24 protein-coding genes, 1 tRNA gene and 1 pseudogene are annotated in these 26,702 nt (G+C 61.3%); 14 read left to right on the forward strand and 12 right to left on the reverse strand.

Translation table 11 applies throughout. The annotated features are described in order from the left end of the window. Positions 1-220 precede the first annotated feature (220 nt). Entirely contained in the window at positions 221-658 is a 438-nt protein-coding gene (locus VXL81_RS01080) for a hypothetical protein (protein WP_416552582.1), read from the reverse strand. Positions 659-881: 223 nt separating this feature from the next. Between VXL81_RS01080 and VXL81_RS01085 the strand changes: the two genes are divergently transcribed. Further along, positions 882-1,184, forward strand: a complete 303-nt coding sequence (locus VXL81_RS01085; RefSeq protein ID WP_416552584.1) for a hypothetical protein — start codon at positions 882-884, stop codon at positions 1,182-1,184. Next, positions 1,172-2,146: pseudogene (locus VXL81_RS01090) on the forward strand (recombinase family protein); the annotation flags it as partial. The gene VXL81_RS01085 and the pseudogene VXL81_RS01090, both read left to right, overlap by 13 nt. 550 nt (positions 2,147-2,696) lie before the next feature. On the opposite strand, the gene VXL81_RS01095 reads toward VXL81_RS01090, so the two are convergent. Together VXL81_RS01095 and VXL81_RS01100 are read right to left on the reverse strand one after the other, a co-directional pair. Further along, positions 2,697-2,783: transfer RNA gene (locus VXL81_RS01095), tRNA-Leu, on the reverse strand. A gap of 157 nt (positions 2,784-2,940) precedes the next feature. Further along, positions 2,941-4,614: a peptidoglycan-binding domain-containing protein gene (locus VXL81_RS01100; RefSeq protein WP_340544704.1), complete on the reverse strand. Its 1,674-nt coding sequence runs from the start codon at positions 4,612-4,614 to the stop codon at positions 2,941-2,943. Between the two features lie 124 nt (positions 4,615-4,738). Here VXL81_RS01100 and lipB point away from each other — a divergent pair, with 124 nt between their 5' ends. Continuing rightward, entirely contained in the window at positions 4,739-5,410 is a 672-nt protein-coding gene (lipB, locus tag VXL81_RS01105) for a lipoyl(octanoyl) transferase LipB (protein WP_416552586.1), read from the forward strand. 29 nt (positions 5,411-5,439) lie between these two features. Here lipB and VXL81_RS01110 read toward each other — a convergent pair whose 3' ends face one another. After that, positions 5,440-7,353 carry an alpha/beta fold hydrolase gene (locus VXL81_RS01110; RefSeq protein ID WP_416552588.1) on the reverse strand — a complete coding sequence of 638 codons (1,914 nt, stop codon included), beginning with the start codon at positions 7,351-7,353 and terminating at the stop codon, positions 5,440-5,442. Between the two features lie 451 nt (positions 7,354-7,804). Then, a complete protein-coding gene (locus VXL81_RS01115) occupies positions 7,805-8,233 on the reverse strand; it encodes an HIT family protein (RefSeq protein ID WP_416535882.1) in 429 nt (142 codons plus the stop codon). 326 nt (positions 8,234-8,559) lie between these two features. On the opposite strand from VXL81_RS01115, the gene VXL81_RS01120 reads away from it, so the two are divergent. The 3 genes from VXL81_RS01120 to VXL81_RS01130 all read left to right on the forward strand — a co-directional run bounded on the left by VXL81_RS01120 (position 8,560) and on the right by VXL81_RS01130 (position 11,933). Then, positions 8,560-10,233 carry a cytochrome c oxidase subunit 1 gene (locus VXL81_RS01120; protein ID WP_340544700.1) on the forward strand — a complete coding sequence of 558 codons (1,674 nt, stop codon included), beginning with the start codon at positions 8,560-8,562 and terminating at the stop codon, positions 10,231-10,233. A 156-nt stretch (positions 10,234-10,389) separates the two neighbouring features. Beyond that, a complete protein-coding gene (locus VXL81_RS01125) occupies positions 10,390-10,881 on the forward strand; it encodes a DUF2244 domain-containing protein (protein WP_340544699.1) in 492 nt (163 codons plus the stop codon). A gap of 230 nt (positions 10,882-11,111) precedes the next feature. Then, positions 11,112-11,933 (forward strand): prephenate dehydrogenase/arogenate dehydrogenase family protein, encoded by an 822-nt coding sequence (locus VXL81_RS01130; protein WP_416552590.1) that lies wholly within the window; start codon positions 11,112-11,114, stop codon positions 11,931-11,933. 27 nt (positions 11,934-11,960) lie between these two features. On the opposite strand, the gene VXL81_RS01135 is transcribed toward VXL81_RS01130, so the two are convergent. Beyond that, positions 11,961-12,434, reverse strand: a complete 474-nt coding sequence (locus tag VXL81_RS01135; RefSeq protein ID WP_260087338.1) for a GatB/YqeY domain-containing protein — start codon at positions 12,432-12,434, stop codon at positions 11,961-11,963. Between the two features lie 220 nt (positions 12,435-12,654). On the opposite strand from VXL81_RS01135, the gene carA reads away from it, so the two are divergent. Beyond that, positions 12,655-13,818 carry a glutamine-hydrolyzing carbamoyl-phosphate synthase small subunit gene (gene carA / locus VXL81_RS01140; protein WP_416552592.1) on the forward strand — a complete coding sequence of 388 codons (1,164 nt, stop codon included), beginning with the start codon at positions 12,655-12,657 and terminating at the stop codon, positions 13,816-13,818. A 137-nt stretch (positions 13,819-13,955) separates the two neighbouring features. Beyond that, positions 13,956-15,908: a glycosyltransferase gene (locus tag VXL81_RS01145; RefSeq protein ID WP_416552594.1), complete on the forward strand. Its 1,953-nt coding sequence runs from the start codon at positions 13,956-13,958 to the stop codon at positions 15,906-15,908. Here the strand turns inward: VXL81_RS01145 and VXL81_RS01150 are convergent. Beyond that, the gene (locus VXL81_RS01150) at positions 15,905-16,558 is read right to left on the reverse strand and encodes a GntR family transcriptional regulator (protein ID WP_340544695.1); all 654 of its coding nucleotides are present in this window, start codon (positions 16,556-16,558) and stop codon (positions 15,905-15,907) included. The genes VXL81_RS01145 and VXL81_RS01150 overlap by 4 nt on opposite strands. A gap of 180 nt (positions 16,559-16,738) precedes the next feature. Here VXL81_RS01150 and VXL81_RS01155 point away from each other — a divergent pair, with 180 nt between their 5' ends. The 3 genes from VXL81_RS01155 to VXL81_RS01165 all read left to right on the forward strand — a co-directional run bounded on the left by VXL81_RS01155 (position 16,739) and on the right by VXL81_RS01165 (position 19,113). Beyond that, positions 16,739-17,380 carry a pyrimidine 5'-nucleotidase gene (locus VXL81_RS01155; protein WP_416552596.1) on the forward strand — a complete coding sequence of 214 codons (642 nt, stop codon included), beginning with the start codon at positions 16,739-16,741 and terminating at the stop codon, positions 17,378-17,380. A 101-nt stretch (positions 17,381-17,481) separates the two neighbouring features. Next, on the forward strand, positions 17,482-17,805 hold the full coding sequence (locus VXL81_RS01160) for a hypothetical protein (protein WP_416552598.1): 324 nt from the start codon (positions 17,482-17,484) through the stop codon (positions 17,803-17,805). Between the two features lie 111 nt (positions 17,806-17,916). Continuing rightward, complete coding sequence (locus VXL81_RS01165) at positions 17,917-19,113, forward strand: UbiH/UbiF family hydroxylase (protein WP_416552600.1); 1,197 nt, start codon at positions 17,917-17,919, stop codon at positions 19,111-19,113. An 88-nt stretch (positions 19,114-19,201) separates the two neighbouring features. On the opposite strand, the gene VXL81_RS01170 is transcribed toward VXL81_RS01165, so the two are convergent. Continuing rightward, on the reverse strand, positions 19,202-19,660 hold the full coding sequence (locus VXL81_RS01170; RefSeq protein WP_340544690.1) for an Lrp/AsnC family transcriptional regulator: 459 nt from the start codon (positions 19,658-19,660) through the stop codon (positions 19,202-19,204). Continuing rightward, a complete protein-coding gene (locus tag VXL81_RS01175; RefSeq protein ID WP_340544689.1) occupies positions 19,657-20,112 on the reverse strand; it encodes an Lrp/AsnC family transcriptional regulator in 456 nt (151 codons plus the stop codon). The genes VXL81_RS01170 and VXL81_RS01175 overlap by 4 nt, the downstream gene beginning before the upstream one ends. Before the next feature lie 132 nt (positions 20,113-20,244). Here VXL81_RS01175 and ilvC point away from each other — a divergent pair, with 132 nt between their 5' ends. The 3 genes from ilvC to VXL81_RS01190 all read left to right on the forward strand — a co-directional run bounded on the left by ilvC (position 20,245) and on the right by VXL81_RS01190 (position 23,276). Further along, positions 20,245-21,267: a ketol-acid reductoisomerase gene (gene ilvC, locus VXL81_RS01180; RefSeq protein ID WP_340544688.1), complete on the forward strand. Its 1,023-nt coding sequence runs from the start codon at positions 20,245-20,247 to the stop codon at positions 21,265-21,267. An 89-nt stretch (positions 21,268-21,356) separates the two neighbouring features. Further along, a complete protein-coding gene (locus tag VXL81_RS01185) occupies positions 21,357-22,265 on the forward strand; it encodes a DMT family transporter (RefSeq protein WP_416543183.1) in 909 nt (302 codons plus the stop codon). A 93-nt stretch (positions 22,266-22,358) separates the two neighbouring features. Continuing rightward, positions 22,359-23,276, forward strand: coding sequence for a DMT family transporter (locus VXL81_RS01190; protein ID WP_416552602.1), 918 nt, complete (start codon positions 22,359-22,361; stop codon positions 23,274-23,276). Positions 23,277-23,393: 117 nt separating this feature from the next. Here VXL81_RS01190 and glmM read toward each other — a convergent pair whose 3' ends face one another. Genes glmM through VXL81_RS01205 form a run of 3 tightly spaced genes read right to left on the reverse strand, consistent with a single transcriptional unit; the run spans position 23,394 to position 26,674 of the window. Continuing rightward, entirely contained in the window at positions 23,394-24,740 is a 1,347-nt protein-coding gene (gene glmM / locus VXL81_RS01195) for a phosphoglucosamine mutase (protein ID WP_416535785.1), read from the reverse strand. A gap of 21 nt (positions 24,741-24,761) precedes the next feature. Beyond that, positions 24,762-25,757 (reverse strand): dihydropteroate synthase, encoded by a 996-nt coding sequence (gene folP, locus VXL81_RS01200; RefSeq protein WP_416543181.1) that lies wholly within the window; start codon positions 25,755-25,757, stop codon positions 24,762-24,764. Further along, positions 25,754-26,674 (reverse strand): dihydroneopterin aldolase, encoded by a 921-nt coding sequence (locus VXL81_RS01205; protein WP_340544682.1) that lies wholly within the window; start codon positions 26,672-26,674, stop codon positions 25,754-25,756. Before VXL81_RS01205 ends, folP begins: the two co-directional genes overlap by 4 nt. Between the last annotated feature and the right edge of the window lie 28 nt (positions 26,675-26,702).

Here is a 26,702-nt window from a genome sequence, read left to right on the forward strand (position 1 = left end):
CGAAGCTGCCTTTCCTACAGGCGCAGTCCGTTGAAAAAATGGTAAAAATTTCCATCGCATGGCTAGTACTCCATGAGTATAGTCATCTCTCTTTAGGCCATTTTAGACTGGCTAGCCGTCTAGGGGTTGCACAACGGTCTTCCTTGAAAGTTCCTTCACTCACTTTGATTCCCAGTGAGCTTCACCGCTGTGCACCTCTTTGCCTCGAGATGCAGGCGGATCATGAAGCTGCGAATATGATGCTGGGTACCTGCTCAACTAGCCGTATGGTCGTATCGACTGGCTTCAACTGACTTTCCCGTTCAAGGATGCCCATAACCAGAGGAACCTGAACAAGTCTGAAACTGTCGGTTCTGGAGCGTTCATCAAGGATCGTCTGCCAGCGTTGCTCTGGTGTTTCTGGGAAAATCTTAGCAGCAAGGCGGTGTGCTAATTCGAAGTGGTTCTCAGTAAGCCATTGGTGGATCAGCGTGGCATAAGACGCCGCTATCTCCCCTCTTCGCATATTGCGCACATAGTCTTGGCCTCGCGCGACAGGATAGCCTACGGCGTCATCCATGAGCAGTTCTGGTGTCTTGCGTGGATCAAGATCAGCCAACGCCTTGAGCACAGGATAAAGCTTCGCCTTGTCGGCCTTATTCTTTGGATCAAATGACATGCCTTTTCATACACCCGTATTCACCCCCTGAACACCCGAGATGGCCACAGCCTTGCCATGCTACCGACAGACTAAGCGCCTAGGATCATTCAGAGATTTTCCTTGCGTGATCGCAGGAAGATGTGGTTATATGTTCTATATTTGTTCTCAATGTGCGCTCCGAACACTTAGCGACTTGAGACACACATTTTCCAAAAACCGATTTGAAGAAAGGAGTGCGCGCATGACCTGTCCGCCCGAACCATTTGATATGCCTAAACGCCCCAGCCTCTCCGTTGACTGGGAGATTTACGCAGCCATGCTTGAAACGAGCGATATGCCACTGGATCAGCAAAAGGAGTTGATCGAGACCCTGTGGTCGATTGTCGTGATGTTTGTCGATCTCGGCTATGATCTGAAATCCCCCACGCAAATCTGTGGAGAACAGCAGGAAGCATTGGATCAGGATTCCGCTGATTTGGTATCCTTGCTGAACAGAGAATGGGCACAGACCCGTTCAGAAGAGGAGAACCAATGGCAGGAGTAAGCAGAACAAGGCCAAGCAAAGCAGTAATCTACTGCCGCGTTTCTGGGGCAAAGCAGGTGCGCGAGGGCGATGGCCTCGCCTCACAAGAAAACCGTTGCCGCGAATACGCCACCTACAAAGACTATGACGTTGTGGAAGTGTTCAAGGACGATATGTCGGGCAAGTTTGAACGCCGCCCTGCCATGGATCGGATGCTGGCATTTTTGCGCCTGCATCCCAAAGGCAGTGTTGTTGTCATCATCGACGATATCAGCCGCTTCGCCCGCAATGTGCAGGCACATATCGCCCTGCGCGAAACACTGAGCGATGCAGGCGGCATTTTGGAAAGCCCGTCGATTGAGTTTGGCGAGGACAGTGACTCGCGCCTTGTCGAACATATGCTGGCCTCTGTGGCGCAGCATCAACGCGAGAAAAATGCGGAGCAGACCTCTAACCGTATGAAGGGACGGATGATGAACGGCTATTCCGTCTTCGCTGCACCTGTTGGCTACACATACAAAAAGACAAAGGCACACGGGAGACTGCTCACCCGAGATGAACCTGTTGCCTCCATCGTAAAGGAAGCTTTGGAAGGCTATGCCTCTGGTCGGTTCTCTGGGCAGGCAGACATCAAGCGATTTTTGGAAAGCCAGCCTGAGTTCCCCAAAGACCTGCCGAACGGCTTGATCCGTCAACAGAAGGTAACGAATATCCTCAACCGTGTGATCTACGCAGGATATATTGAACATGAACCGTGGGGTATCACGCGCCGCAAAGGTCATCATGAAGCTTTGATCTCTTTGGAAACTTTCGAGATCATCCAAGAGCGTCGAAACGGCAAAGGCATCGCGGCCAAGCGGCCTGATATCAATGAAGACTTCCCTCTGCGTGGATCTGTTGTCTGCGCTTGCTGTGACAAGCCAATGACTGCCTATTTTGCACGCAGCGCCACAGGTAAACGCTACCCATACTACAACTGTCAGACCCGCGATTGCTCTGAATACCGTAAAGGTATCCGCGCTGAGAAGATCGACACGGGGTTTGAGGCGATCCTGCGTGCCATGGCACCCACAGAGAAAATGCTCTCTATGGCAACCTCGATGCTTCACGATGCATTAGGGCAAAGCAAGGAACAGGTAGCACAGGCTAAATCTGCGCTTAAACGCCAGATCAAGGAGCTGGATAAGCAGCAAGATGCTTTGGTTGAGCGTTTGGTTGAAACCTCGAATCCAAAGGTCATTGCCGCGCTCGAAACTAAGGTCGCCAAACTAGAAAACGACAAGCTCCTGCTGAACGACAAACTGACTCAGGAGACACAATCGGCCTTCCCCCTAGGTGAAATTATCGAACTCTTGAGAGACTTCCTGTCAAACCCTTGGAATATCTACGAAAAGGGCTCACTCTTGGTACGCAAGACCATCCTGAAAGCAGCCTTCAAAGCACCATTGGCATACGACCGAAAAAACGGTTATCGAACTCCGCAAGTATCTGAAATTTTTGAGTTTTTGGGGATATTCACATCAAAATGTGAAATGGTGCGGTCGAGAAGACTCGAACTTCCACGGGTGTTACCCCACAGCGACCTCAACGCTGCGCGTCTACCAATTCCGCCACGACCGCACTGTCTTGACTTGGTGTAGCGGCGTATAGACGAGCGCGGGACGGTTGTGAAGATGCAAAATGATCATTTCTCAGGCTTTTCTGCTCGCCCGAAAAAGGAACGGGGGCGGATGATCATTCCGCCCCCGTTGACAGGTCTGATGGTGTGAAAAACCGATCAGTCGGTTGAGAAACTCGGCAGCGCGGCTGCGGTGCTGGACGCCGGTACAGGTTGTGCCAATGCGCCGGTCAGGCCCGCAGCGGCGGCCTTGATCAGGGCGACTCGTTCCGGCTGTCCGGGTGCGAAGACCGGATCAACCCCGGCCTCCAGCGCGGAAACCGCTGTCTGATACCAGCCCTGTGCCTGCTCGGGCGATTTCGCAACGCCAAAGCCCTGCGCCAGGTGATGGCCGATCAGCTCGGCATAGGGACGCTGGCCGACACCAACCATGATGAGCGCCGCTCCTAGCGCCACCTCCATATTGTCACGGCGATACCCCGAGAACAGGCAAATCCCGGCGGTATTGGACAGCTGCTCGATCGACATGTTGGATTGCAGCACAAATTTCTGCACGTCGGAAATCAAGGCGTCACTGCCCGTGGTCGCCAGTTTGGCAAGATAGGGCTGAACAGCAGGTCCAAAGGCGTCGCACTGGCTGTCGACCTGTGCCTGGCTCACTCCCTGCACCTTGGCCACAAGCGCTTCGCCGGAATTGATCGCATAGGACCGGGTCAGGCAGAACTGCTCACCCAATGCTAGCTCCGGGTCGCGCAGATTGGCAACGGTCATATAGCCACCGTTGGAACTGGTGAGCAGGCTGACCTTGCTGCAATGGCTGGTGAGCGACGCGGTGCTTGCCGCCGGTGCCGGTTGCTGGAACAGCTGAATGCCGGCCAGCCCGCCTCCGGCAGGAGCGGGTGCGGGAGCAGGCGCCGGAGCGACGGCCTGCGGCGCGGAGGCCAGCACAGTTGCTCCCGGAGCGGGTGCGGGCGCAGGGGCCGGGGTTGGCACAGCCGCCTGAACCGTGCCCGACGTCGGCTCATCCGTCATCCGGCAGACGCCCTGATGACAGGCGAAGTTTGCCGTCGTGACGCCCCGCGCCATGAAGTCATTGCGCTGATAGCCCTGCGGCGTTGAGGCAAAGACCATGACGGAGCAATGCGACGCACCGCACCAGAAGGAGCTGCCGGACACCGAGGTGTCGATCATGTAGTCGTTCTTGCCATCGCCGTTCAGATCCGCCAGCTGCATGAAACCCGAACGTTGCAACAGCTGTTCGGCGCTGGGATCGGCGCTGGCCGCGATTTCATCCACGGCCTGGCTGACTTCAAACGGCAGGCCGCCGTAGCTGCCATAGCCGGCTGCACTCGCGCTGCGGGTGCCGGTCGCCTCATCCCGCCAGATCCGCAACAGCCCGCGGACGCCATTGGGGCCCTGCATCGCCTTGATCACCTGCGGGCCGCCAATCTGGGCGCGGCTGTAGGACGACACCAGGAAATCCCGTTCATATTGTGTCAGCTGCCCGGTTGCCGGGAAACCCATATGCCCCTGATACTGCGCCACGGCGCTGCGGGATTTGCGCCCCATCACGCCATCGGGGGAGCCGGCGGGAAAGCCGAAGTAATTCAGCGCCGTCTGCGTTTCACGGTTCTGCGCCCGCGCGGGCGAATAGGTCCGTTTGCGGGTCACCGGCTGTTTGCGCGCGCGGTTTTTATGCGCTTCATTGACGATCACGCCGCCGATGATACTGCCGACCAGCGCCGCGCCAAGATTGTCGGCAACCGCCGGAGCAGCGCCGGAGGTCGCCAGAATTGATGCTGCCAATGTAGTTTTAAGAGATTTTGAGAACATATTACGCGTCCCCCCCATTGATGAATACACGCAATCACGGTAGCGCACGACCCATCACGCAGGCCAGAAAATTCCGCGCATTGCTCTATAGTGGTTACAAAAGTCATAACAAAGGACACCGTCGATGGTTGAATGGATCACCACCTCCGGCCTGACCGGCTATGACGAGGCCGTCACCTTCATGGAGGAGCGTGCGGCGGGTATTGCCGCAGGAACCCACGAGGAATGTATCTGGCTGGTTGAACATCCCCCGCTCTATACGGCCGGCACCTCGGCGCGGCCCGGCGATCTGACCGACCCCGACCGCTTCCCGGTCTACGCAAGCAAGCGCGGCGGACAATATACCTACCACGGACCCGGCCAGCGCGTGGTTTACGTCATGCTGGATGTCGCCAAGCGGGGCCGCGATGTGCGTTGTTTCGTCCGCCAGCTGGAGCGTTGGGTGATCCTGGCGCTCGACCGGTTCAACGTGACCGGCCATATCCGCGACGGCCGTGTCGGCGTCTGGGTGGAGCGGGACGACAAACCCCTGCGGCCCAACGGCGAGAAGACCGAGGACAAGATCGCTGCAATCGGCATCCGCCTGCGCAAATGGGTGAGCTTTCACGGCATTTCGATCAACGTGGAGCCTGACCTCAGCCATTTTGACGGCATCGTCCCCTGCGGCATCACCGAATTCGGCGTTACCAGCCTCGTGGATCTGGGCTTGCCGGTCACGATGACGGATGTGGATGTGGCGCTGAAGCAATGTTTCGATGTCGCCTTTGCCACAACCGAAACCTGTTCCCTCGACTAGGCGTCAGCCCCCGTTGCGGGACAGGCCGATCATGACGTCATGCGCTGACGCAGGTCGTCGATCGCTGCAAACACCAGCTCCGGCTGGGCATAGAGCAGCATGGTACCGGCGCGTTTGCTGACCCGGATCTGAAGGTTGGCGTGACCACTCCCCAGCGCGGCCTGCAATTTGTCGACCGGCGTCACGGTATCTTCTCCGCCATGCAGATAGATGGTCGGCGCGGCCTTGGCACAATGGCGCATGTCGCGCGAGCGAACCGCCAGCCGCAGATCAATTTCGTAGCCGCCGCGTCCCTGCTGCATCATCATCCTGTGGCTCTGGTCCAGAACCGCGCTCAACGCGGGGTCAGCCAGCAGTTGACGGTCCGCGCTTTCGCGGGCGATCTGGCGCGACACCAGGACCTGCGGCCCCTTTTGCCGCACGGACCGTGACCAGCTGCGCACCACAAGCGGCAGCACCGCGCTGGCATGGACCGCGCTCAGCGCCAGCGCGCGCTGATGCCCGCGCAGGGCCCTTGCATGTCCAATACTGGGCAATGGCAGTGTCGCGCCGATACAGACCACCCCGCCCAGCCGGTCACGCAGCCGGCGCCCGGCGGCGGCGGCAAACAGGCATCCGCTGCGATGCCCCATCAGGATGGGATTGACCAAACCCTCCGCGTCGATCAGCGCATCCAACTGGGTTACGAATAAATCAATCGGATCAGTCCCGCTCGGCAAACTGTCCGAGCCACCATAGCCGCAGCGCAAAGGTGCCAGACACCGCAGGCCACGCGCCCGCAACTGCGGTTGCAGCCGCTGGATCGCCGCAACCCCGTCAAAGATACCATGGACAAAGATCACCGGCTGGCCGCGCTCGGCGCCAAACTGCAAATATTGTGAAGTCAGCCCGGACGCCAGGCTCAGTACGCGTTGTGGGGGTGACGCGCGACCCGCAGCGATATCGTGATCGCGAGTCGTCTGCTGCATGAGATAGGCAAGGAACCGCAGCATCTCAGGGCAGTTTGGCGCTGCAGTTTTGCTGAGCATCTGGCCCAGAAGGGCCAGTTCAGGCCCGCGTTCGCCACCGGTCCCGATGCGCAGCTCAATCCAGTCGGCCTCAATCAACAGATGACGCAGCAGCGACATTTCCTCCGGATCAAAGCCGAACCGCAATGCCACCTGATCTGCCGCCACATCCGACCAGCCGGTCGTAAGCTGTTCCACCAGAACCGCCGGTGCCGAGGGGTCCACGGCCCGTAATCGGCCGCGCCATGCAGCCATGTCAGACGGGCGCGCGCCAGAAAGACCATCGACGGCGCCCAGCCTCTCCCCGCGGCCGCCCACCGCTTGGCACATCAGCAGCCGCCCCCCCTCGCCCCGCAGCAACGTAAGTGCAGGGCGCGGCCTATCCTCATCAAAAAGCGTGTACCACAGCGGCAGCTTGGCATCCGCGACCCCAATGGCCTGAGCGATCCAGGGCGCGGTGATGCGCCCACGGCTCGGCCAGTCATCACCTGCGGCCAGAATCTCCGCCTCGCGCGATACCAGCAGCCAGTTCCTCGCACCGCAGGGAAGCACTGCCTGAAGCTCTGGCCAGGATCCATGGCTCTGCGCCGCGATCAGGCGACTCCTGAGATAGATGGCGCGGTCAAAGTGACGTCCGATCAGCGCCGACCCGGCAAGCTCGCGTTCAGGTGACAAATGCGCCGAAAGCCCCAGCCCATCAGAAGAGCCCGCAGATCCCTGCCAGGAGCTGGCAACCGCCTTACCGGCGCCAACCGGCGTCGATCCTATCAGTGCGCTCTTGGCTTTCCCGGCGACACCATCATAGCCCGCACGGATCAGCCGGTCCCGCCAGGCGACCGCATTGGACGCGCCAAGAACAGAGCCGTAGACGGCCGCTGCCACTGTCTCGTCCGACAGCCCCCTTAGATCACCACTATCCTCTGCCGTCTTACCCACGGCCCCTCCTCAGCAACATACACAGGCCAAACGCCCGTCACTTTGCAAAACCATGGCGCATCTGCGCAGGTTGGTATGAACACAACCAGCCCCGACCAATACGAGACTGCCGCAACTTTCATTTCCGGTTCCCCTTCGCCGGGCGCTGCAAAGACACCACGGGCAGGCCAGGGACAGGCCGCCATAAACATGAAACCCACATCGCTCCGCCTGGACAGCTGCGCTGCCAAGCCCCCTCCCGATATCGGTTCAGTTCTCAGTTCTTCAGGCCCTATGGCCGAGACTGCCGGGACCCTAGGATAAACGGGTCACACATATCAATATAAATTTCATCCAAAGGTAGAATAACTGGTCCGCGACTTCGCGCCTGTGCATCAGCACAGCAGCACGAGCCGCGACAGGCCAGGACAGCCCGCCGGTAATCGCTTACTCTGAGAACATGCGGCCTCTATCAGGCGGCGGCGTCCACGGCCTTGCGCATTATCTCCGCATGTGCCTGCAAAACACCCGGATCGGCCATTATGCCCGGTGGTCGCACTGTATCGCCGTCGCGACGTGGCAACACGTGGAAATGCAGATGGAACACCTCCTGCCCACCCGCAGCCTCGTTGAACTGCTGAATGGTAATCCCTTGGGCGTCAAATGCCTGCATCGCGATCCGACCGATCTTCTGCACGGTCGCCATGACCGCAGCCAGCTGGGCCGGTGATGCGTCAAGGACATTCCGGCAGGGCGTCTTGGGGATCACCAGCATGTGCCCGTCGGAGCGCGGCATGATATCCATAAACACCAGGGTGTCATTGTCTTCGTAGACTTTGTGCGCTGGCAGTTCTCCGAGCAGAATTTTTGCGAAGATATTGTTTGGATCGTACACCGCCACTATCTGCCCTCCGTAGCTATCAACGGGAACTTGCGCGGCTATCGCCCGCTGGTCAAGCACACAAGGACCGCCCGTTCGATAAAACACGGCTAAATCCTTCCCGGACGACCCAAGGCCGGGGGGCGCTTCGCCGTGACATACGCCGGACCACGGCGCCAAAGGATCAGAAAGGCAGCCCGAAAGGGCCTGCCCGCGACAATTATTCTTGATCCATATCAAACTCCGCCATTGAAGGCCTGTTGCCGGCGAACTAAAACGCAGGATGAGTCTAGGCCCGCCGGGGACGGTGTTTGTTGGCCTATCGTTATGCAACAGGAGGCACCTTAATGGCAGATGCAGCCATTCATGGTCACGGCCACGAAGACGAGCGCGGTTTTTTCACCCGCTGGTTCATGAGCACGAACCATAAGGATATCGGCATTCTCTACCTGATCGTTTCGGCGATCGTTGGTTTCATCTCCGTCGCGTTCACCGTTTACATGCGGCTTGAACTGATGGATCCCGGCGTTCAGTACATGTGCCTTGAAGGTGCACGTCTTTTTGCAGATGCGTCTGCGGCATGTACCCCCAATGGGCATCTGTGGAACGTTCTGATCACCGGCCACGGCATCCTGATGATGTTCTTCGTGGTTATTCCCGCGCTGTTCGGCGGGTTCGGCAACTACTTCATGCCGCTACAGATCGGCGCGCCGGACATGGCGTTCCCGCGGATGAACAACCTGTCGTTCTGGATGTATGTCGCGGGCACCTCGCTCGCGGTTGCCTCGGTCCTCGCACCGGGCGGCAACGACCAGGCCGGTTCCGGCGTCGGCTGGGTTCTCTACCCGCCGCTGTCCACCAACGAAGGCGGCTTCTCCATGGACCTGGCGATCTTCGCCGTTCACGTCTCTGGTGCGTCCTCGATCCTCGGTGCGATCAACATGATCACCACCTTCCTGAACATGCGTGCCCCCGGCATGACCCTGTTCAAGGTGCCGCTGTTCTCCTGGTCGATCTTCGTCACCTCCTGGCTGATCCTGCTGTCCCTGCCAGTTCTGGCCGGCGCGATCACAATGCTGCTGATGGACCGCAACTTTGGGTTCACCTTCTTTGACCCTGCTGGCGGCGGCGACCCGATCCTGTATCAGCACATCCTGTGGTTCTTCGGCCACCCGGAAGTGTACATCGTGATCCTGCCGGGCTTTGGCATCATCTCCCACGTGATCGCGACCTTCGCCCGCAAACCGGTCTTCGGCTACCTGCCGATGGTCTGGGCGATCATCGCGATTGGTGTTCTGGGCTTTGTCGTCTGGGCGCACCACATGTACACCGTCGGCATGTCGCTGAACCAGCAGGCCTACTTCATGCTGGCCACCATGGTGATCGCGGTGCCCACAGGCGTTAAGGTGTTCTCCTGGATCGCCACCATGTGGGGCGGCTCGATCGAGTTCAAAGCTCCGATGATGTTCGCCTTCGGCTTCCTGTTCCTGTTCACCGTCGGTGGTGTGACCGGTGTGGTTCTGTCGCAGGCGGCTGTCGACCGCGCCTATCACGACACCTACTATGTGGTTGCGCACTTCCACTACGTGATGTCGCTGGGTGCTGTCTTTGCGATCTTCTCCGGTGTGTACTTCTACTTCGGCAAGATGACCGGTCGTCAGTACTCCGAGCTGGGCGCCCAGATCCATTTCTGGATGTTCTTCATCGGCGCCAACCTGACCTTCTTCCCCCAGCACTTCCTGGGCCGTCAGGGCATGCCGCGTCGTTACATCGACTACCCGGAAGGCTTTGCGTACTGGAACAAGATCTCGTCCTATGGCGCGTTCCTGTCCTTTGCATCGTTCCTGCTGTTCTTTGGCGTTGTGATCTACTCGCTGCTGCGCGGTGCCCGCATCACCCAGAACAACTACTGGAACGAATATGCGGATACGCTGGAGTGGACCCTGCCCTCTCCGCCGCCGGAGCACACCTTCGAAATCCTGCCCAAGCAGGAAGACTGGGATCGCTCCCATTCGCACTAAGGTGTTGATGAACTGAATGACAGACAGGCCCCGGAGCACCCGCTTCGGGGCCTTCTTTCTGCCCGCAGCACCGACCCGGTTCCCCCCTTTTGCAGCTGCGACGCATGGCCCTGTCGAGATGCTGGACAGGCCGCTGGCGGACGCTAAATTCACGCCATGCCGTATCAATGGATCACAGCCCGAACCGACAGCAATCAAGAGCTGCACCTATGGCCGCATCAGTCGCTGCCGCCAGAGGGCTATGTCCGCTTTCTGGGTGTGCTTGCGGCGCTGATCACCATCCCGATGATCCCCCTTTTGGGCAGTGCGGCGCTCTGGGGGGTTCTGCCCTTTGTGACAGCGACGCTGTTTGCGGTGAAATGGGCGCTGGATCGCAGTCGCCGTGACCGGCATGTGCTGGAAGTGCTGACGCTGGACTCCACCGAAGCGCATCTGGAGCGCATCAACCCGACCGGACAGCGCCAGAACTGGCGTTGTAACCGCTATTGGACACAGGTCGAACTGCATGCCGATGACGGACCCGTGCCGAATTACGTCACCCTGCGCGGCAGTGGCCGAGAGGTCGAAATCGGCGCCTTCCTGTCCGAGGAGGAACGCAAGGCGCTCTATGAGGATCTGAAGACCGCGCTGCACCGGCACAGCCCGTGACACCCCGATGCCGGAGCGCCCCGCATAACTGCACCTTTGACTTTGGCCGGGGCGCCGCGTATCAGAGGCATATGTTCAATACGTCCGTATCCTTTTCGATCCAGTATTATCCGCTGTTTTCATAACGGCGGACGTATTCTCATTTCTTGATGTTCATCCCGCCGCGTTCCGGCGGACAGAGGCAGCATCTCACATCATCCCAACGGCAGCGCGGCACAGACCGGAGCCCGATGTCGATGTCGCTTTCCACCAGATTCCCCCGCGTTGGCCTGATTGGTTTTGGCGCCTTTGGCCAGCTGATCGCCCGTCACCTGTCGCCGCTGGTGCCGATCTGCGTGCATGATCCAGCCTCAGGCTGTGACCTGCCGCAACACCCGTCCCTGCGTTTCTGCCCGCTTGCCGAAACCGCCGCCTGCCCGCTGGTCATTCTTGCCGTCCCTGTCAGTGCGATGGAGCAGCTCTGCCACGAGATTGCACCGCTGCTCACCCTCGGCGCATTGGTGATGGATGTCGGCTCTGTCAAAATGGCGCCGGCGGAGGTGATGCTGCGGACCCTGCCGCCTGAGGTCCAGCTTCTGGGAAGCCATCCCTTGTTCGGCCCCCAAAGCGCCGCGCAGGGTCTCGCCGGTCAGAAAATCGCTCTCTGCCCCTTACGCGGCGCGCGCCCCTTGCGTCTGGCGGCGCTGCTGCGCCATGTCTTCGGGCTCGATGTCATCTGGACCACACCCGAGGCCCATGATCGCGAGCTGGCGACAGTACAGGGTCTGACCCATCTGATCGCCCAGGCGCTCAGTCAGGTTGCGCCGGGTCCCCTGCGGATGACCACAGCCAGTTTCGAACTGATGCAACAGGCCAGCCGGATGGTCGCCGGAGATGCCCCCAACGTGCAGCAGGCGATCCTGCGCGACAATCCCTTTGCCGCTGAGGTGCGCGCGACCTTCCTGCAATGCGCGGCCGACCTCGGCCAATCATCCACATACCAGCCCCGGGCAACCCCCTGGTCGGCAACCCAATGCCCAGCAAAAAGCCCGCCAAAGGTGGCGGGCTTCTGATCTGACAGCGATTGGCTCAGATCAGCGTCAGCAGTCGCCGCTGTGGCAGAGCTGATCCTTCACCAGGGGGCCGACTTTGCCGAAATCCATCTGGCCGGTGTATTTGCCCTTCAGGGCGCCCATCACCTTGCCCATGTCACGGATCGACTGCGCACCAGTATCAGCAACCGCAGCCTTGACCGCCTCGGCGATTTCGTCGTCGCTCAGCTGTTTGGGGAGAAATTCCTCGATGATAGCAATCTCACCCAGCTCGCGTTCGGCCAGGTCCAGCCGTCCGCCTTCCTCGTAGGCGCGTGCGCTTTCGTTGCGCTGCTTGGTCATCTTGCCCAGAATGGCGAGGATCTCTGCATCGCCAATTCCGCCCCCTTCACCATCGACCCGGTCGGCAATTTCACGGTCCTTGATCGCGGCATTGATCAGACGCAAGGTTGCCAGTCGGGCAGCTGCGCGGTCCTTCATGGCCTGTTTCAGGGCCATATTGACCCGAGTTCGCGTATCCATTTATCTGTCCATTCCCACGGAGTCGGAAACCGGATCTTTACCTAAAGTGGTAGTCAAGTTCAAGTTGGGGCCAGACAAATGACGTTGGGGCACCCAAACACCGTTAGATGGTGCCGGCCTCGCCCCGCAAACAGGCCCAGATCGCAGCGACGGAGGCTTGACGGCTTGGCGCACACCCCTTAGATACCCGTGAATTTTGCCCATATTGGAGAGTCGCGCCATGGCCGATACCGTCCCACCCAAGCCCACCGCATGTTTGGCACTGGCTGATGGCACCATCTTTTATGGAAACGGCTTTGGTGCCACCGGCGAAACCGTGGCAGAGCTCTGCTTCAACACGGCCATGACCGGCTATCAGGAAATCATGACCGACCCCTCCTACGCGGGGCAGATCGTGACCTTCACCTTCCCTCACATCGGCAACACCGGCGTCACCCCCGAGGATGACGAAACCGCCGATCCCGTCGCCGCAGGCATGGTGGTGAAATGGGATCCGACACAATCCTCCAACTGGCGCGCCACCGAAGAGCTGAAAACCTGGCTCACCCGCACCGGGCGTATCGCCATCGGCGGCGTTGACACCCGCCGCCTGACCCGTGCGATCCGCCAGCAGGGCGCCCCGCATGTGGCCCTGGCCCATGATCCCGACGGCAATTTCGACATCGAAGCACTGATCGCCAAGGCCCGCGAATGGTCGGGCCTTGAAGGGCGCGACCTGGCCAAGGACGTTACTTGCGCGCAAAGCTATCGCTGGGACGAAATGCGGTGGGCCTGGCCCGAGGGCTATACCCGTCAGGAAGACCCCAAGCACAAGGTTGTCGCCATCGACTACGGTGCCAAGCGCAATATCCTGCGCTGCCTCGCATCGGCGGGTTGTGACGTGACCGTCCTGCCGGCCTCTGCCACCGCTGATGAGGTGCTGGCCCATAACCCCGATGGTGTATTCCTCTCCAATGGTCCCGGTGATCCCGCCGCCACTGGCGTTTATGCCGTGCCGATGATCCAGCAGATCCTCGACACCACGGATCTGCCGATGTTCGGGATCTGCCTCGGCCACCAGATGCTGGCACTGGCGCTTGGCGGCATGACCGTCAAAATGAACCACGGCCACCACGGCGCCAACCACCCGGTGAAGGAGAACGCCACCGGCAAAGTTGAGATCACATCGATGAACCACGGGTTTGCCGTCGACGGGCAGAGCCTGCCTGACGGTGTCGAAGAGACGCATGTGTCGCTGTTCGACGGCTCCAACTGTGGCATTCGCATCTCCGATCGTCCGGTCTATTCGGTGCAGCACCACCCCGAAGCAAGCCCCGGCCCGCAGGACAGTTTCTACCTGTTCGAGCGCTTCGCCGAGGCTATGGCTGCGCGCAAATCTGCGTAAATTCAGCGGGGCTGAGATAAGCCTACGCAAAAAACACTGTTCCATGGCAAGCTTTTGCCATGGAAAACAGGGGCTTGAGAAATACGCCCCTGTAAAAACCTCTTGCTCGAATCCATGACCGCATAAACTGTGCTGTCATGGTTGAACACAACCTCAAATTCCTAGAGGCGGCACGACCCCTCATTCGGCGCGAACGCCAGACCTCCTTTGAACGGCGGCTGGTGGAAGATCACGCCGTCAGCAAGGATCACCTGATGCGGGCGCTGGTTCTGCGTCAGCATCAGCGCGCTCCGATTGATCAGATCCTTGTTTCCGAAGGGTGGGCCAGTCAGGAGCAGGTTCTGGATGCGCTGTCGTCCCAGCACGGGATGCCACGGGTTGATCTGGGCGGTCATCGCCCCCAGGCGCGTCTGCTCGCGCGCAAACCCGCCCGGTTCTGGCTGCGTCGCTGTGCGCTGCCATACATGCAACTGGGGCAGACCGTGATCGTCGCGATAGCGCATCCAGCCGCCTTTGCCGAGGTGCAGCGCGACCTTGCAGAAAGCTTTGACGATGTGCGACCGGTGATCGCAAGCGAAGCGCAGATCACCGAACTGCTCAGCAGTCATTTCCGCGAGGATCTTGCCCGCGACGCCAGCGCCTCTGTACCGCTGCGCTATAGCTGCCGCACTTTGCGCCAGCCGAACTGGCTAGGCCTGCCGCTGCTGACGGGGCTCGCCGGCCTTGGCCTGACCGCGACCCGGCCAAGGCTGGTTTTCACCCTGCTCTGCGGGTTGGCGCTCTTTACGCTCTTGCTGTTCATTCTGCTGAAATGTGCAGGTTTCGTATCCCATTTGCAGGACCGGCGGCGGCGACGTCTGCACGAGAGCACGCAGCCTCTACCAAAGCAGCCGCCCAGCGCAGGCCCTCTACAGCTGGCGGCCACGGGACAGCGCCTGCCGCGCATGTCGGTCCTTGTCCCGCTCTACAAAGAGGCCGAAATCGGCCGCGCCCTCCTGCGACGCCTGTGCAAACTCACCTACCCGCGCAGCCTGCTCGAAGTACTGCTGGTCCTCGAAGAAGACGACGAGGTCACCCGCAACGCCATCCATTGCGCCGATTTACCCGATTGGTTCCGCGTGATCGAAGTGCCCGCCCACGGCGGCCTGACCACCAAGCCACGGGCGATGAACTACGCGCTGAACTACTGCCGGGGGGAAATTATCGGTGTTTGGGATGCCGAAGATGCCCCGGATCCCGACCAGTTGGAACAGGTCGCACGTGCCTTTGCGCAGGGCGATAACGATCTGGCCTGCCTGCAAGGCGCGCTCGACTACTACAACCCGGATCAGAACTGGATCTCGCGCTGCTTCACCCTCGAATACGCCAGCTGGTTCCGCATCGTACTGCCGGGCATCGCCCGCCTTGGGCTGGTGGTTCCGCTGGGTGGCACCACGCTGTTTATCCGCCGTGACATTCTGGAACAGCTGGGCGGCTGGGACGCCCATAACGTGACCGAGGATGCCGATCTTGGCGTCCGCCTCAGCCGCCTTGGCTATCGCACGGAAATGCTGCCCACCACCACCTATGAGGAGGCCAACTGCCGCGCATGGCCCTGGATCAAGCAACGCTCGCGCTGGCTGAAGGGGTTCATGGTCACCTATCTGGTCCATATGCGCCGCCCCGCCGTACTGGCGCGGCAATTGGGCTGGCGCCAGTTCCTCGGCCTTCAGGCCTTCTTCCTCGGCACCGTTGGCCAGTTCCTGCTGGCGCCCTGCCTCTGGACCTTCTGGCTGATCACCCTCGGCCTTGGCCATCCCAGCGCCCCGTTGCTGCCCGCAGGCGCGCCCTATCTGGCCGCTGCCGCCCTGGTTTTCTTTGAACTCCTTGGCATCATCATCGCCGTTACAGCGGCCTTTGCCAGCGGTCGGCGATCGCTGGCGATTTGGGCTCCCAGCATGATGCTCTATTTTCCGATGGGTGTGATTGCCGTCTACAAGGCGCTCTACGAGCTGATTTTCAAACCGTTCTTCTGGGACAAGACCGCGCACGGCCAGCCCGCGAAGGCTCGCAAGCCGCTCGCCCCGAGGCTCCCGACCGGTGGCGCCTAGCCCTTGCTGCGATCGCCCGCGTCCTGTTTCAGCCGGGTCATGAAGGCGACGGAAATATGATCCTTCAGCGCCCGCCCCGCCGCCTCTTCATCGCGACGCTCGATCGCGTTCACGATGGTCTTATGTTCGGCCTGCGCAATCCGGCCCCGCCCCTCCGCCGCCAGCGAGGTGGTCGCCATCAGCGCCATCGTGCGGTGGACCAGGTTCAGCTGCTGCACCAGGTACCGGTTATGTGACGCCAGATGGATCTGCTCGTGAAACCGGCGGTTGGCCTTCGCAAGCTCCGTCGGATTGTCTACAAAGGCATCGTCAGAGGCGACCATCTCCTGCAGCACCCGGACCTCCTCCTCGGTAGCGTGCCGCGCCGCAAGGCTGGCCGCCAGCCCTTCCAGCTCGCGCCGCACCACATATAGCTCCGCCATCTGGTTGTGATCCAACGAGGCAACAATCAGCGACCGGCCATCGCGCTCCAGCAGCGATTGGGTCTCCAGCCGCTGCAACGCCTCGCGGATGGGCGTGCGCGAGACACCGAACCGTTCGGCAAGGTCGCTTTCGACCAGACGGTCTCCGGGCCGGTAAACCCCGACATCGATGGCTTCAAGGATCAGCGCGTAAGCGTCGGTCTGGCTGGTGCTGCGGGTCAGGTTCATGTCGATCCTTGGGTTGTTGACCCCCGATGTCTACAGGTCCGGCCGCCATGCAATCAACCCCGCCCCGAGCACGCAGTTAAAATCAGCCCCTCGGATCGACCCGAAGACGCCACGACGATGTAGTGCACCGGCGCATGGCGACAGTTGCAATCATGCGGCGGGCGACCTAGGTCACAGGCCATGGTATCGCAATCTTTTTCTCACGTCCGCCACTGGGTGTTCGATCTCGACAACACCCTCTATCACCCCTCCGCCCGGCTGTTCGATCAGATCGAGGTCAAGATGACGGACTACGTCATGACCGCGCTTGGCGTCGACCAGCAGATGGCCAATAAGCTGCGAGATGACTACTGGCGCGAACATGGCACCACCCTTGCCGGACTGATGGCCCATCACGATCTGGACCCGGACCCGTTCCTGATCGAGGTCCACGACATCAATTTCGATCATCTGGAGCCGGACAGCCTGCTGGCCGAACGGATCCGGGATCTGCCGGGCAAGCGGATCATCTATACCAATGGCACCGCTCCCTATGCCGAGCGGGTGCTGGCGGCGCGGGGTCTTGAGGGCTGCTTTGACGAGATCTACGGGGTCGAACATGCCAATTACCGCCCCAAACCCGAACGTCAGGCCTTTGACATCATCTTTGCCAAGGCAAAGATCAACCCGACAAAGGCTGCGATGTTCGAGGACGATCCGCGCAATCTGCAGGCGCCGCATGATCTGGGGATGCGTACGGTGCATGTGGCACCAACCGCGGCGACCGGCGCGCATATTCACCACCACACGGATGATCTGACCGGGTTTCTCGGGCTGCTGTAGCCGCCTGCGGACAGCGTAAGGTGGCCCCCGGCATGCGCATCCTGTCGCCCCCCCGTGGCGCGCCGCCGCACCCGACTTTTTCCGGGACTGATAACCTCTATATGGCAGGTAGCTTTTCCGCGCAGGCCCGGCCCTTCCGCCATCAGGCTGCGCTCTCCGCCACAGCCAAGGATGCCCGCCAGATGAATGACCTGACGTTCGACCACAGCCAGCACCGCACCACTGTGACCGCAGCCCCGGCGGCGGCTCCCGTGCCTGCCGACAGCCATAACAGTGGCGCCACAAAGGCGCTTCTGGCTATCCTCCTTTATGTTCTGCTCTGGGGCCTCGCTGTTGCGATCTGGGGCCTGCCCGCGCTGTTCCTCCCTGCGGTCGCCAAGACCGGCATCATGTTTGTCGTCTTGGTGATGATCACCCGTGGCTAGGGGCGCGGCGCCAATTGAACCCCGAAAAAGGCCCGGCATAAGGACAGTATGTCGCTTGTCATTCCAGCTGCCAGCGGCCTATCTCAGGACCAGTGATGAAAGGCAGGTCTGATGACTGACAGCTGTGACATTCTGATTTCGGGTGGCGGTATCGCCGGGCTCACCGCCGCCGCAACCTTTGGCGCCGCCGGGTTCCGGGTGATCTGCGTCGACCCGACCGCGCCCGTAACACTGCGCGACGAGGCCGGTGCCGATCTGCGAACCACCGCAATCCTGCAACCGGCAAAGGCGCTGTTGCAGGACGCCGGGATCTGGACCCGGCTCGACGCCCACGCCGCGCCGCTGGACATCATGCGGATCATCGACGCTGGCGGGGCAGAGCCGGTGGCCCGTGTCACCAAGGATTTCAAATCCGCCGATATCTCCGATCAGCCATTTGGCTGGAACCTGCCCAACTGGCTCCTGCGCCGGGAACTTTTGGCACGTCTGGACGATCTGGAGACGGTGGATTTCCGTGCGGGTCTGGGCACCACCGGCCTGTTCACGCGCACGGACTCCGCCCAGGTCACCCTGAGCGATGGCACCCGGGTCACGGCCCGTCTTGTGCTCGCCTGTGACGGGCGCGACAGCCCGATGCGGCGGGCAGCGGGCATCCCTGTGCGGACCACCCGTTACGGACAGAAGGCGCTGGCCTTCGCCGTGACCCACGACCTGCCCCATCAGAATGTCTCGACCGAAATTCACCGCTCCGGCGGCCCCTTCACTCTGGTGCCGCTGCCCGATCACGACGGTCGGCCCTCCTCTGCGATTGTCTGGATGGAACGCGGCCCAAGAGCCGAGGTATTGCAGCGGATGGATCAGGCCCCGTTCGAAATCGAGATGAACCGGCGCAGCTGCGGTGTGCTGGGAGACCTGCGGCTGGCCTCACGCCGCAGCATCTGGCCGATCATCAGCCAGTCTGCCGCCCGCATGTCGGGCGAACGCCTTGCCCTGATGGCCGAAGCCGCCCATGTGGTGCCACCAATCGGCGCCCAGGGCCTGAATATGTCGCTGGGAGATCTGCGGGTGCTGCTGGATCTGGCACAGACCCGGCCCGAGGCCCTGGGCGACGCCAGGATGCTCGAGAGCTATCACAAGGTCCGCCATGGCGACATTCTGATGCGGGTGAAGGGGATCGACCTATTGAACCGGACCTCGATGCTGTCGCCTCGCCCGCTGCGCGATTTGCGCGCGTTTGGCCTGAATGCGCTCTATTCCATGGCCCCCGTACGCAAGACCCTGATGCAGATGGGGCTTGGGGTAAAATAGGGATCCGGCCCCCTACGGGGACCGGTGCCTTCGGCGAGAGTATTTGGGGAAAGATGACAGGGCTGTCGCATCCGGGCGACGGCGGCGTTTAACCGAGCGGGCCGGGTCGGCGCTCTTCGCTCAAGAGCACATTGGCATCCACATTGCCCACCCCGGGCAGGGTCATGATCCGGCGCCGCAGCACGCGTTCAAAATCAGCAATGTCGCGCGCCGTCACCCGCAGGCGATAGTCATACATGCCCAGCACATGTTCGACCGTCTGCACCTCCGGGATGGCAGTCACCGCACGTTCGAAATCTTCAAGCGAGACGCGCCCCTTGGTGGCCAGTTTGAGCCCCAGAAAGACCGTCACACCAAAGCCCAGCTTGCCGGCATCAAGATCCAGCTTGCGGCCCCGGATGATCCCCGTCTCCTGCAGGCGGCGGATGCGGCGCCAGGTTGCGGGCTGGCTCAGCCCCAGTTCGCGCCCCAAGGCGCCGGCCGATTGCGTGGCATCCCGTCCCAATGCGCGCAGCAGCGCGTGGTCGATGTCATCCAGTGCCATCATATCGGCAGCGCCTCGTCCGATTTGATGCGTGCCACATGCATCAGCGCCTCAATGTCGGTGATATGCGGCAGGATCAGGATCTGGCTGCGGTAAATCCCCTGATAATGTGCCATGTCCCGCGCAATCACCGAGAGCCGTACATCGACCTGGCCAAGGAAGGTCTGGATTTCCAGCACCTCCGGGATCTCACGCGCGGCGGGGATGAATTCATCAAAGGCGCGGGGATTGGTCTTGTCCAGCGTGATCCGCAGCGAAACCTCCACCTCATAGCCAAGCGCACGCCAGTCGATCACCGCCCGCTGCCCAAGGATCACGCCGGTCTCGCGCAGCTTCTCCAGCCGCCGCGACAGGCGTGAGGCGGTGAGGCCAAGGCGATCCCCCAGATCAGGCAGCGATTGTTCTGGGTCCGCCTGAAGATGGCGAAGTATGCGTCGGTCCAAGTCATCAAGCATGATTTTCATTATAATTGCGTAATACACGAATGACCATTGCAATAATTTGCAGATTTTCGCGCCAGATACGCCTCTCCTTTATTGAAAACATGCCTATGCTGCATCCAAACACGAACCAAAAGGACGATGATCATGCGTGTATACTATGACCGCGATTGCGACGTTAACCTGATCAAGGACAAGAAAGTGGCCATCCTGGGCTATGGCTCTCAGGGCCACGCCCACGCGCTGAACCTGCGCGACAGCGGCGCCAAGAACCTTGTCGTCGCCCTGCGCGAAGGCTCCCCTTCCGCGAAGAAAGCCGAAGGCGAAGGCCTGCAGGTGATGGGTATCGCAGAAGCGGCGGCCTGGTGTGACGTGATCATGTTCACCATGCCCGACGAACTGCAGGCAGAAACCTACAAGAAATACGTCCACGACAACATCCGTCCGGGTGCCGCGATCGCGTTTGCCCACGGCCTGAACGTGCACTTCGGCCTGATCGAGCCGAAAGAAGGCGTCGACGTCATCATGATGGCCCCCAAAGGCCCCGGCCACACCGTGCGCGGTGAATACACCAAAGGCGGCGGCGTGCCCTGCCTGGTGGCTGTTGACACCGACGCCACCGGCAAAGCGCTGGAAATCGGCCTGTCCTATTGCTCCGCCATTGGTGGCGGCCGCTCCGGCATCATCGAGACCAACTTCCGCGAAGAATGCGAAACCGACCTGTTCGGCGAGCAGGCGGTTCTCTGCGGCGGTATCGTCGAGCTGATCCGTTGCGGGTTCGAAACTCTGGTCGAAGCCGGTTACGCACCTGAGATGGCCTATTTCGAGTGCCTGCACGAAACCAAGCTGATCGTTGACCTGATCTATGAAGGCGGCATTGCCAACATGGATTACTCGATCTCCAACACCGCGGAATACGGCCAGTATGTCACCGGCCCGCGCATCCTGCCCTACGAGCAGACCAAAAAAGCCATGAAGGACGTGCTGACAGACATCCAGCAGGGCAAATTCGTGCGCGACTTCATGCTGGAAAACGCTGTGGGCCAGCCCACCATCAAAGCGTCGCGTCGTGCCAACGACGAGCACCAGATCGAAGTGGTCGGCGGCAAGCTGCGCGACATGATGCCTTGGATTTCCGCAGGCAAGATGGTCGACAAAGAGAAGAACTAAGGCGCCCGCGAGACTGCTCGCACACCCTAGCTCTCCGGGGCGCTCCTGTTTGGGGCGCCCTTTTTCATTTGTTTCACTGAGGTGATCCGATGCCAGACTCCCCCGGTGCCGCCAATTGGGCCAAGCTGTTGTTCCTAGGTGTGATCTGGGGCGCCTCCTTCATGGCGGTGTCACTGGCGCTCAGGGGCTTTGCGCCGCTGACCATTGCCGCGCTCAGGATCTCCATCGGTGCAGCCTGTCTGCTGGCGGCTGTCTACGCCATGGGAATCGGCCTGCCCACCCTGCGCAACCGCGACGGCCGCATCATCTGGGCCTGCGCGGCTGGCATGGGGCTCTTTACCAATGCGCTGCCCTTCACCCTGCTCAGCTGGGGGCAGACTTTTGTGGCCAGCGGCTTTGCCGGGGTCTGCATGGCGGTGGTGCCGCTGTTTGTGCTGCCGCTGGCGCATTTTCTGGTGCCGGGAGAGCATATGACCCTGCGCCGCAGCATCAGCTTCCTGATAGGCTTTGCCGGTGTGGTGGTGCTGATCGGGATCGACGCCCTCCGCTCTGCCGGAACGGATTTTGAATCGCTGGCCCGCCTCGCCTGCCTTGGGGCCTCGCTCTGTTATGCCATCGGTGCGATCATCACCCGGCTCTGCCCACAGGTGAATATGCTCTCGCTCTCGGCAGCAACCCTCCTGTGCGGAGCCACAATGATGGTGCCGGCCGCGCTTTGGGTCGAAGGGCTGCCAGAGCTGCCCGCCCCCCTGCCACTGGGCGCCGTGATCTACCTCGGCCTCTTGCCCACCGCGCTCGCCCAAGTGCTGCTGGTGCAGGTCGCCCGCAGCGCAGGCCCGGCATTCCTGTCCACCGTGAACTATCAGGTGCCGGTCTGGTCGGTGATCTTTGGTGCGGCGCTGCTGGGGGAAACCCTGCCACCGCAGCTGTTTGCCGCGCTGGCGCTGATCCTCGGCGGCCTGCTCCTCAGCCGCAGCCGCCGCCCGCGCATGGCCTGAACCGCAAATCGTTCGATAGCGGACAAAGCAATTGCGATTGACCCGGCCACTCCGTCGGGGTCTTGTCGCGCGACACCACAAAGGGAGATCGCGATGCCCGATATCGCCCCGCGCTACTGGCTGATGATCGCCGCCCTGGGCTTTGTCTGGGGTGGGACATTCCTGCTGATCAAGCTGGCCCTGACGGGCACGACGCCGTTCTGGCTCGCGGCCAGCCGCATCGGGTTTGCAGCTTTGCTGCTGACCGCGATCTGGGGCCTGCGCGGGTTCAGGCTGTTCAAGGATGAGACCAACTGGCCATCGCTGGTGATTATCGGCGTGCTCAGCACCGCGCTGCCCTTCATGCTGATTTCATGGGGCCAGCAGCATGTCTCCTCTGGATTTACCGGCGTCAGCATGGCGGCGATTCCGCTGATGGTGCTGCCCTTGGCGCATGTCTTTGTGCCGGGAGAGCAGATGACCCTGCGCCGCCTGATCGGGTTTTCCATCGGCTTTGTCGGGGTCGCGGTCCTGATCGGCAGCAAGGCGTTTCAGAGCACCGGCGCCGCATTGGAGGGCTATGGCCGGGCCGCCTGCCTGTCCGCCGCCGCCTGCTATTCGGTCAGCTCCATCCTGACCCGGCGCCTGCCGCCAGTGGATCCGCTGGGGCTGGCCGCCATCCTGCTCATCATCGGTTCTGCCGTGACCCTGCCTGCGGCCTGGCTGCTGGAGGGACCACCCGAGATCCCGGACATGCAAACCCTGGGCATTGCAGCGGTTCTGGGCCTGGTCCCTACCGCCGCAGCCAATCTGCTGCGGGTCATAGTCGTTCGTGAAGCAGGCCCCACCTTCATGACACTGACCAACTATCAGGTTCCGGTCTGGGCGGTGGTTCTGGGGGCCATATTTCTGGGCGAGGAACTTCCGCCCTCCATGCTGCTGGCGATGGCCCTGATCCTCGGCGGTCTGGGCATCAGCCAATTCGGTGCGTTGCGGCGATTGTTTGGCTCCCCGCGCAAGCTGCGGCCCTGAGACAAGGCAAAACCCGCCACCCGGTCACGGGTAGCGGGTCCATCTCAGCTGTCCATCGGCCTGTCACAAGCCCTGTAATGTCACAAGCCCTGTCACAGGGCATGTCCGACGACCGGACTATTCAGCCACAGCCGCCTCAACCGCAGCAACCACGCTATTCACTGCCTCTCTCAGCACGGCAGCATCTTCGCATTCGGCCATGACCCTAACCAGCGGTTCGGTGCCTGACTTGCGGATCAGCAGACGTCCCTGCCCAGCAAGAGAGGCTTCGGCGCTCTGGATCGCGCTCTGCACCTGATCTGTTTCCAGCGGTGTCTGCCCGGCGGCAAATCGGACATTCTTCAGCAGCTGCGGCACCGGGGTGAACTGCTGCGCCAGCTGCGATGCCGGGCTGTCGGAGCGGATCATCTCCGCAAGAAAATGCAGCCCTGCCATCAGCCCGTCCCCGGTGGTCGCGTAATCCGACATGACAATATGGCCGGACTGCTCGCCGCCGAGGTTGAAGCCGCCTTCGCGCATCCGTTCCACGACATAGCGATCACCAACTGCCGTCCGCTCAAGCCCGATCCCGCGCGCGTCGAGATGCCGCTCAAGTCCCAGATTGGACATCACCGTCGCCACCAGAGCCTTGCCGGACAGCAGGTCATCCTCGGCCCAGCGGGTCGCCAGCAGCGCCATCAGCTGATCGCCATCCGCCACTTTTCCGGTCTCGTCGATCAGGATCACCCGGTCGGCATCCCCGTCAAGACAGATCCCCACATGGGCGCCATGGGCCACAACGGTCTCTGCCGCGGTCCCCGGATGAGTAGAGCCACAATCGCGGTTGATATTGGTGCCATCGGGTGAAACACCCACCGGTATCACATCGGCGCCCAGCTCCCACAGGATTTCCGGCGCAGCCCGGTGGGCAGCCCCATTGGCGCAATCAATCACCACCTTCAGCCCGTCCAGCCGGATATCGCGGGGCAGCGAGCTTTTGACCCGCTCACCGTAGCGGAACCGCGCGTCATCAATCCGTTTCGCACGCCCGATATTCTGCGCCTGCGCGGGTTCGACACCGGCCTCGATCAGAGCTTCCAGTTCCATTTCGACGGTATCGGACAGTTTGAAACCATCCGGTCCAAAGAACTTGATCCCATTATCCGCCGCCGGATTGTGGCTGGCCGAGATCATCACGCCAAGATCGGCGCGCATCGAGCGCGTCATCAGCCCCACCGCCGGTGTCGGCACCGGGCCAAGCAGCAGCACATTCATACCGGTCGACGTCAACCCCGCGGTCAGCGCGCTTTCGAACATGTAGCCCGACAGGCGGGTGTCCTTGCCAATCACCACACGGTGCACCCCGGAGGCGTCGCGGCGGAAGTACCGGCCAACAGCCGCGCCAATGCGCAGCGCCATGTCCGCTGTCATAGGATGGATATTGGCCGTGCCACGCACGCCATCCGTGCCAAAAAACTTGCGCATATCAGCCCTTTCGGTCGGGTCTTATCGGACGGCCTGCCACAGGCGAACCGCCTGCGCCGTCTCGGCAACATCATGCACCCGCAGGAATTGCACGCCTTGGGCCAGGGCTGCAAGCCCTACCGCGATAGAGCCCGGCGCGCGGGCGGCAGCATCCGGCTCATGGCCCAGCTTGCCGATAAAGCCCTTGCGCGACACCCCCAGCAGGATTGGACAGCCCAACCCATGGAACAGGCTGAGATTGCGCAACAGGGTCAGATTGTGGTCCAGCGTCTTGCCAAACCCGATGCCCGGATCAACCACGATCTGTTCCCGCACCACCCCGATATCTTCCAGCCTGTCGATCTGCCCCTTCAGGAAATCATAGACATCCAGCAGGACGTTCTCATAGGTCGGATCTTCCTGCATCGTCGCCGGGTCGCCCTGGGCGTGCATGATACAAGCAGGAACCCCGGCCTGCGCAGTCAAGGGTGCCAGAGCCGGATCAAAGGTAAATCCCGACACGTCGTTGGTCAGGCTCGCTCCGGCGTCCAGCGCCTCGGCCAAAACGACCGCCTTGCGCGTATCAATGGAGATCGGCACCTGCGAACGGGCGCGGATCGCTTCAATCACCGGAGCGGTGCGGCGGATCTCCTCATCTTCGGGGACCAGCGCGGCACCGGGGCGGGTGGATTCTCCGCCAACGTCGATGATGCTTGCCCCGTCGGCAACCATCTGCAAAGCCGCCGCACAGGCGGCGCTGACCTCATCATGCTGCCCGCCATCCGAGAAACTGTCAGGGGTCACATTCAGGATGCCCATGATCTGCGGCTGCGTCATATCCAGACCGGCAATCGTTGCCCGCCGCGCCGTCAGCCGGTGGCGCACATCCTCGGGCAGCAGACCGGCAGGCATCAGCCGCGGTGGCGCGCCGCGCTCCAGCACTTCCACCTGGGTAAACCAGAGCCCGCCACTGATCAGCGACAACGCCCCCTCGGGGCGATTGTCCCCGTGTTGTACCAGCGGTCGGTAATAACTCACAGTTGGGTCTGCTCCACATCCACGGCGCGCAGCGGCACCCCCGGATTGCCAGGCAGTGCGGCGCCAATCACGATCATCTCGCCGGCCTCGAATGTGGCGGCGAACCAGGCAGCCAGCGCCACCGCGTCAGAGGGCGCCGCCGAAGGGCCATCTACCGCATCCAAAACGATTTTTGACGGAGCCCAGACGCAAATCTGCCCGTTTTTCATGGCCCAGTCCAGCTCCGTTCGCGTCGAAACGACGACACAGCGATCATCCTTTGCCGCGAGCCGCCAGGCGTTCTGTTCAATTGCCAGCAGATCAATCCGGCGCTGGGTCCATTTGTGACCGGTCTGCGGCGTGGCCAGCTCATGCGCCCCAACACAGAGGATCAACGGACGCTTGCGACACTGCATCTGGTCGATCCAGCCGGTCAGGTGGTCACTGTCGATGGCGCGGTTGGACAAATACATCAGCCGCGGATGCGGGCGCTCTTCACTGTCGACACCGGTCGCGACCTGATTGCGGGCGCGCACGATTTCCACACCCAGCGCCCCCGGCCCGCGATCCAGTTTCTCAATCCGCACAAAGGCCCGCACGGCCTGCGGTTCCAGCAGGATCCGCTCGGCCACGCGCTCCGCCAGGGTTTCCAGCAGGTTCAGACGTTCTTCGGACAGCTCACGCGCAATCGCCTCTGTCACCCGGTCATACGACAGGATGCGGTCGACATCATCATCCAGATCCGCAGGCAGCGGCGCAACTTCAACAACCACATTGAAGCAGATACGCTGGGTGGTTCCGCGTTCTGCCTGAAAGGCGCCGATTTCCACCTCGACGATGTGATCCCTGAGCGAAATCCGATCCAGCGGTCCGCGCGCTGCAGTGGCCTCCGACCGTTCGGAAGGATGCGCAAATGCGAGACGAATTTCTGAAGACATGACGGTCGAGCCCCTGAACTGGCTATCT

Source organism: Phaeobacter sp. JH204B, from assembly GCF_048055755.1.
Lineage (GTDB): Bacteria > Pseudomonadota > Alphaproteobacteria > Rhodobacterales > Rhodobacteraceae > Phaeobacter > Phaeobacter bryozoorum.

What these genes read in the sequence shown, in the direction of transcription:
- VXL81_RS01080 (WP_416552582.1), bottom strand. Translation starts at nt 658, where the DNA reads ATGTCATTTGATCCAAAGAATAAGGCCGACAAGGCGAAGCTTTATCCT.
- VXL81_RS01085 (WP_416552584.1), top strand. Translation starts at nt 882, where the DNA reads ATGACCTGTCCGCCCGAACCATTTGATATGCCTAAACGCCCCAGCCTC.
- VXL81_RS01100 (WP_340544704.1), bottom strand. Translation starts at nt 4,614, where the DNA reads ATGTTCTCAAAATCTCTTAAAACTACATTGGCAGCATCAATTCTGGCG.
- lipB (WP_416552586.1), top strand. Translation starts at nt 4,739, where the DNA reads ATGGTTGAATGGATCACCACCTCCGGCCTGACCGGCTATGACGAGGCC.
- VXL81_RS01120 (WP_340544700.1), top strand. Translation starts at nt 8,560, where the DNA reads ATGGCAGATGCAGCCATTCATGGTCACGGCCACGAAGACGAGCGCGGT.
- VXL81_RS01125 (WP_340544699.1), top strand. Translation starts at nt 10,390, where the DNA reads ATGCCGTATCAATGGATCACAGCCCGAACCGACAGCAATCAAGAGCTG.
- VXL81_RS01130 (WP_416552590.1), top strand. Translation starts at nt 11,112, where the DNA reads ATGTCGATGTCGCTTTCCACCAGATTCCCCCGCGTTGGCCTGATTGGT.
- VXL81_RS01135 (WP_260087338.1), bottom strand. Translation starts at nt 12,434, where the DNA reads ATGGATACGCGAACTCGGGTCAATATGGCCCTGAAACAGGCCATGAAG.
- carA (WP_416552592.1), top strand. Translation starts at nt 12,655, where the DNA reads ATGGCCGATACCGTCCCACCCAAGCCCACCGCATGTTTGGCACTGGCT.
- VXL81_RS01145 (WP_416552594.1), top strand. Translation starts at nt 13,956, where the DNA reads ATGGTTGAACACAACCTCAAATTCCTAGAGGCGGCACGACCCCTCATT.
- VXL81_RS01150 (WP_340544695.1), bottom strand. Translation starts at nt 16,558, where the DNA reads ATGAACCTGACCCGCAGCACCAGCCAGACCGACGCTTACGCGCTGATC.
- VXL81_RS01155 (WP_416552596.1), top strand. Translation starts at nt 16,739, where the DNA reads ATGGTATCGCAATCTTTTTCTCACGTCCGCCACTGGGTGTTCGATCTC.
- VXL81_RS01160 (WP_416552598.1), top strand. Translation starts at nt 17,482, where the DNA reads ATGGCAGGTAGCTTTTCCGCGCAGGCCCGGCCCTTCCGCCATCAGGCT.
- VXL81_RS01165 (WP_416552600.1), top strand. Translation starts at nt 17,917, where the DNA reads ATGACTGACAGCTGTGACATTCTGATTTCGGGTGGCGGTATCGCCGGG.
- VXL81_RS01170 (WP_340544690.1), bottom strand. Translation starts at nt 19,660, where the DNA reads ATGATGGCACTGGATGACATCGACCACGCGCTGCTGCGCGCATTGGGA.
- VXL81_RS01175 (WP_340544689.1), bottom strand. Translation starts at nt 20,112, where the DNA reads ATGCTTGATGACTTGGACCGACGCATACTTCGCCATCTTCAGGCGGAC.
- ilvC (WP_340544688.1), top strand. Translation starts at nt 20,245, where the DNA reads ATGCGTGTATACTATGACCGCGATTGCGACGTTAACCTGATCAAGGAC.
- VXL81_RS01185 (WP_416543183.1), top strand. Translation starts at nt 21,357, where the DNA reads ATGCCAGACTCCCCCGGTGCCGCCAATTGGGCCAAGCTGTTGTTCCTA.
- VXL81_RS01190 (WP_416552602.1), top strand. Translation starts at nt 22,359, where the DNA reads ATGCCCGATATCGCCCCGCGCTACTGGCTGATGATCGCCGCCCTGGGC.
- glmM (WP_416535785.1), bottom strand. Translation starts at nt 24,740, where the DNA reads ATGCGCAAGTTTTTTGGCACGGATGGCGTGCGTGGCACGGCCAATATC.
- VXL81_RS01205 (WP_340544682.1), bottom strand. Translation starts at nt 26,674, where the DNA reads ATGTCTTCAGAAATTCGTCTCGCATTTGCGCATCCTTCCGAACGGTCG.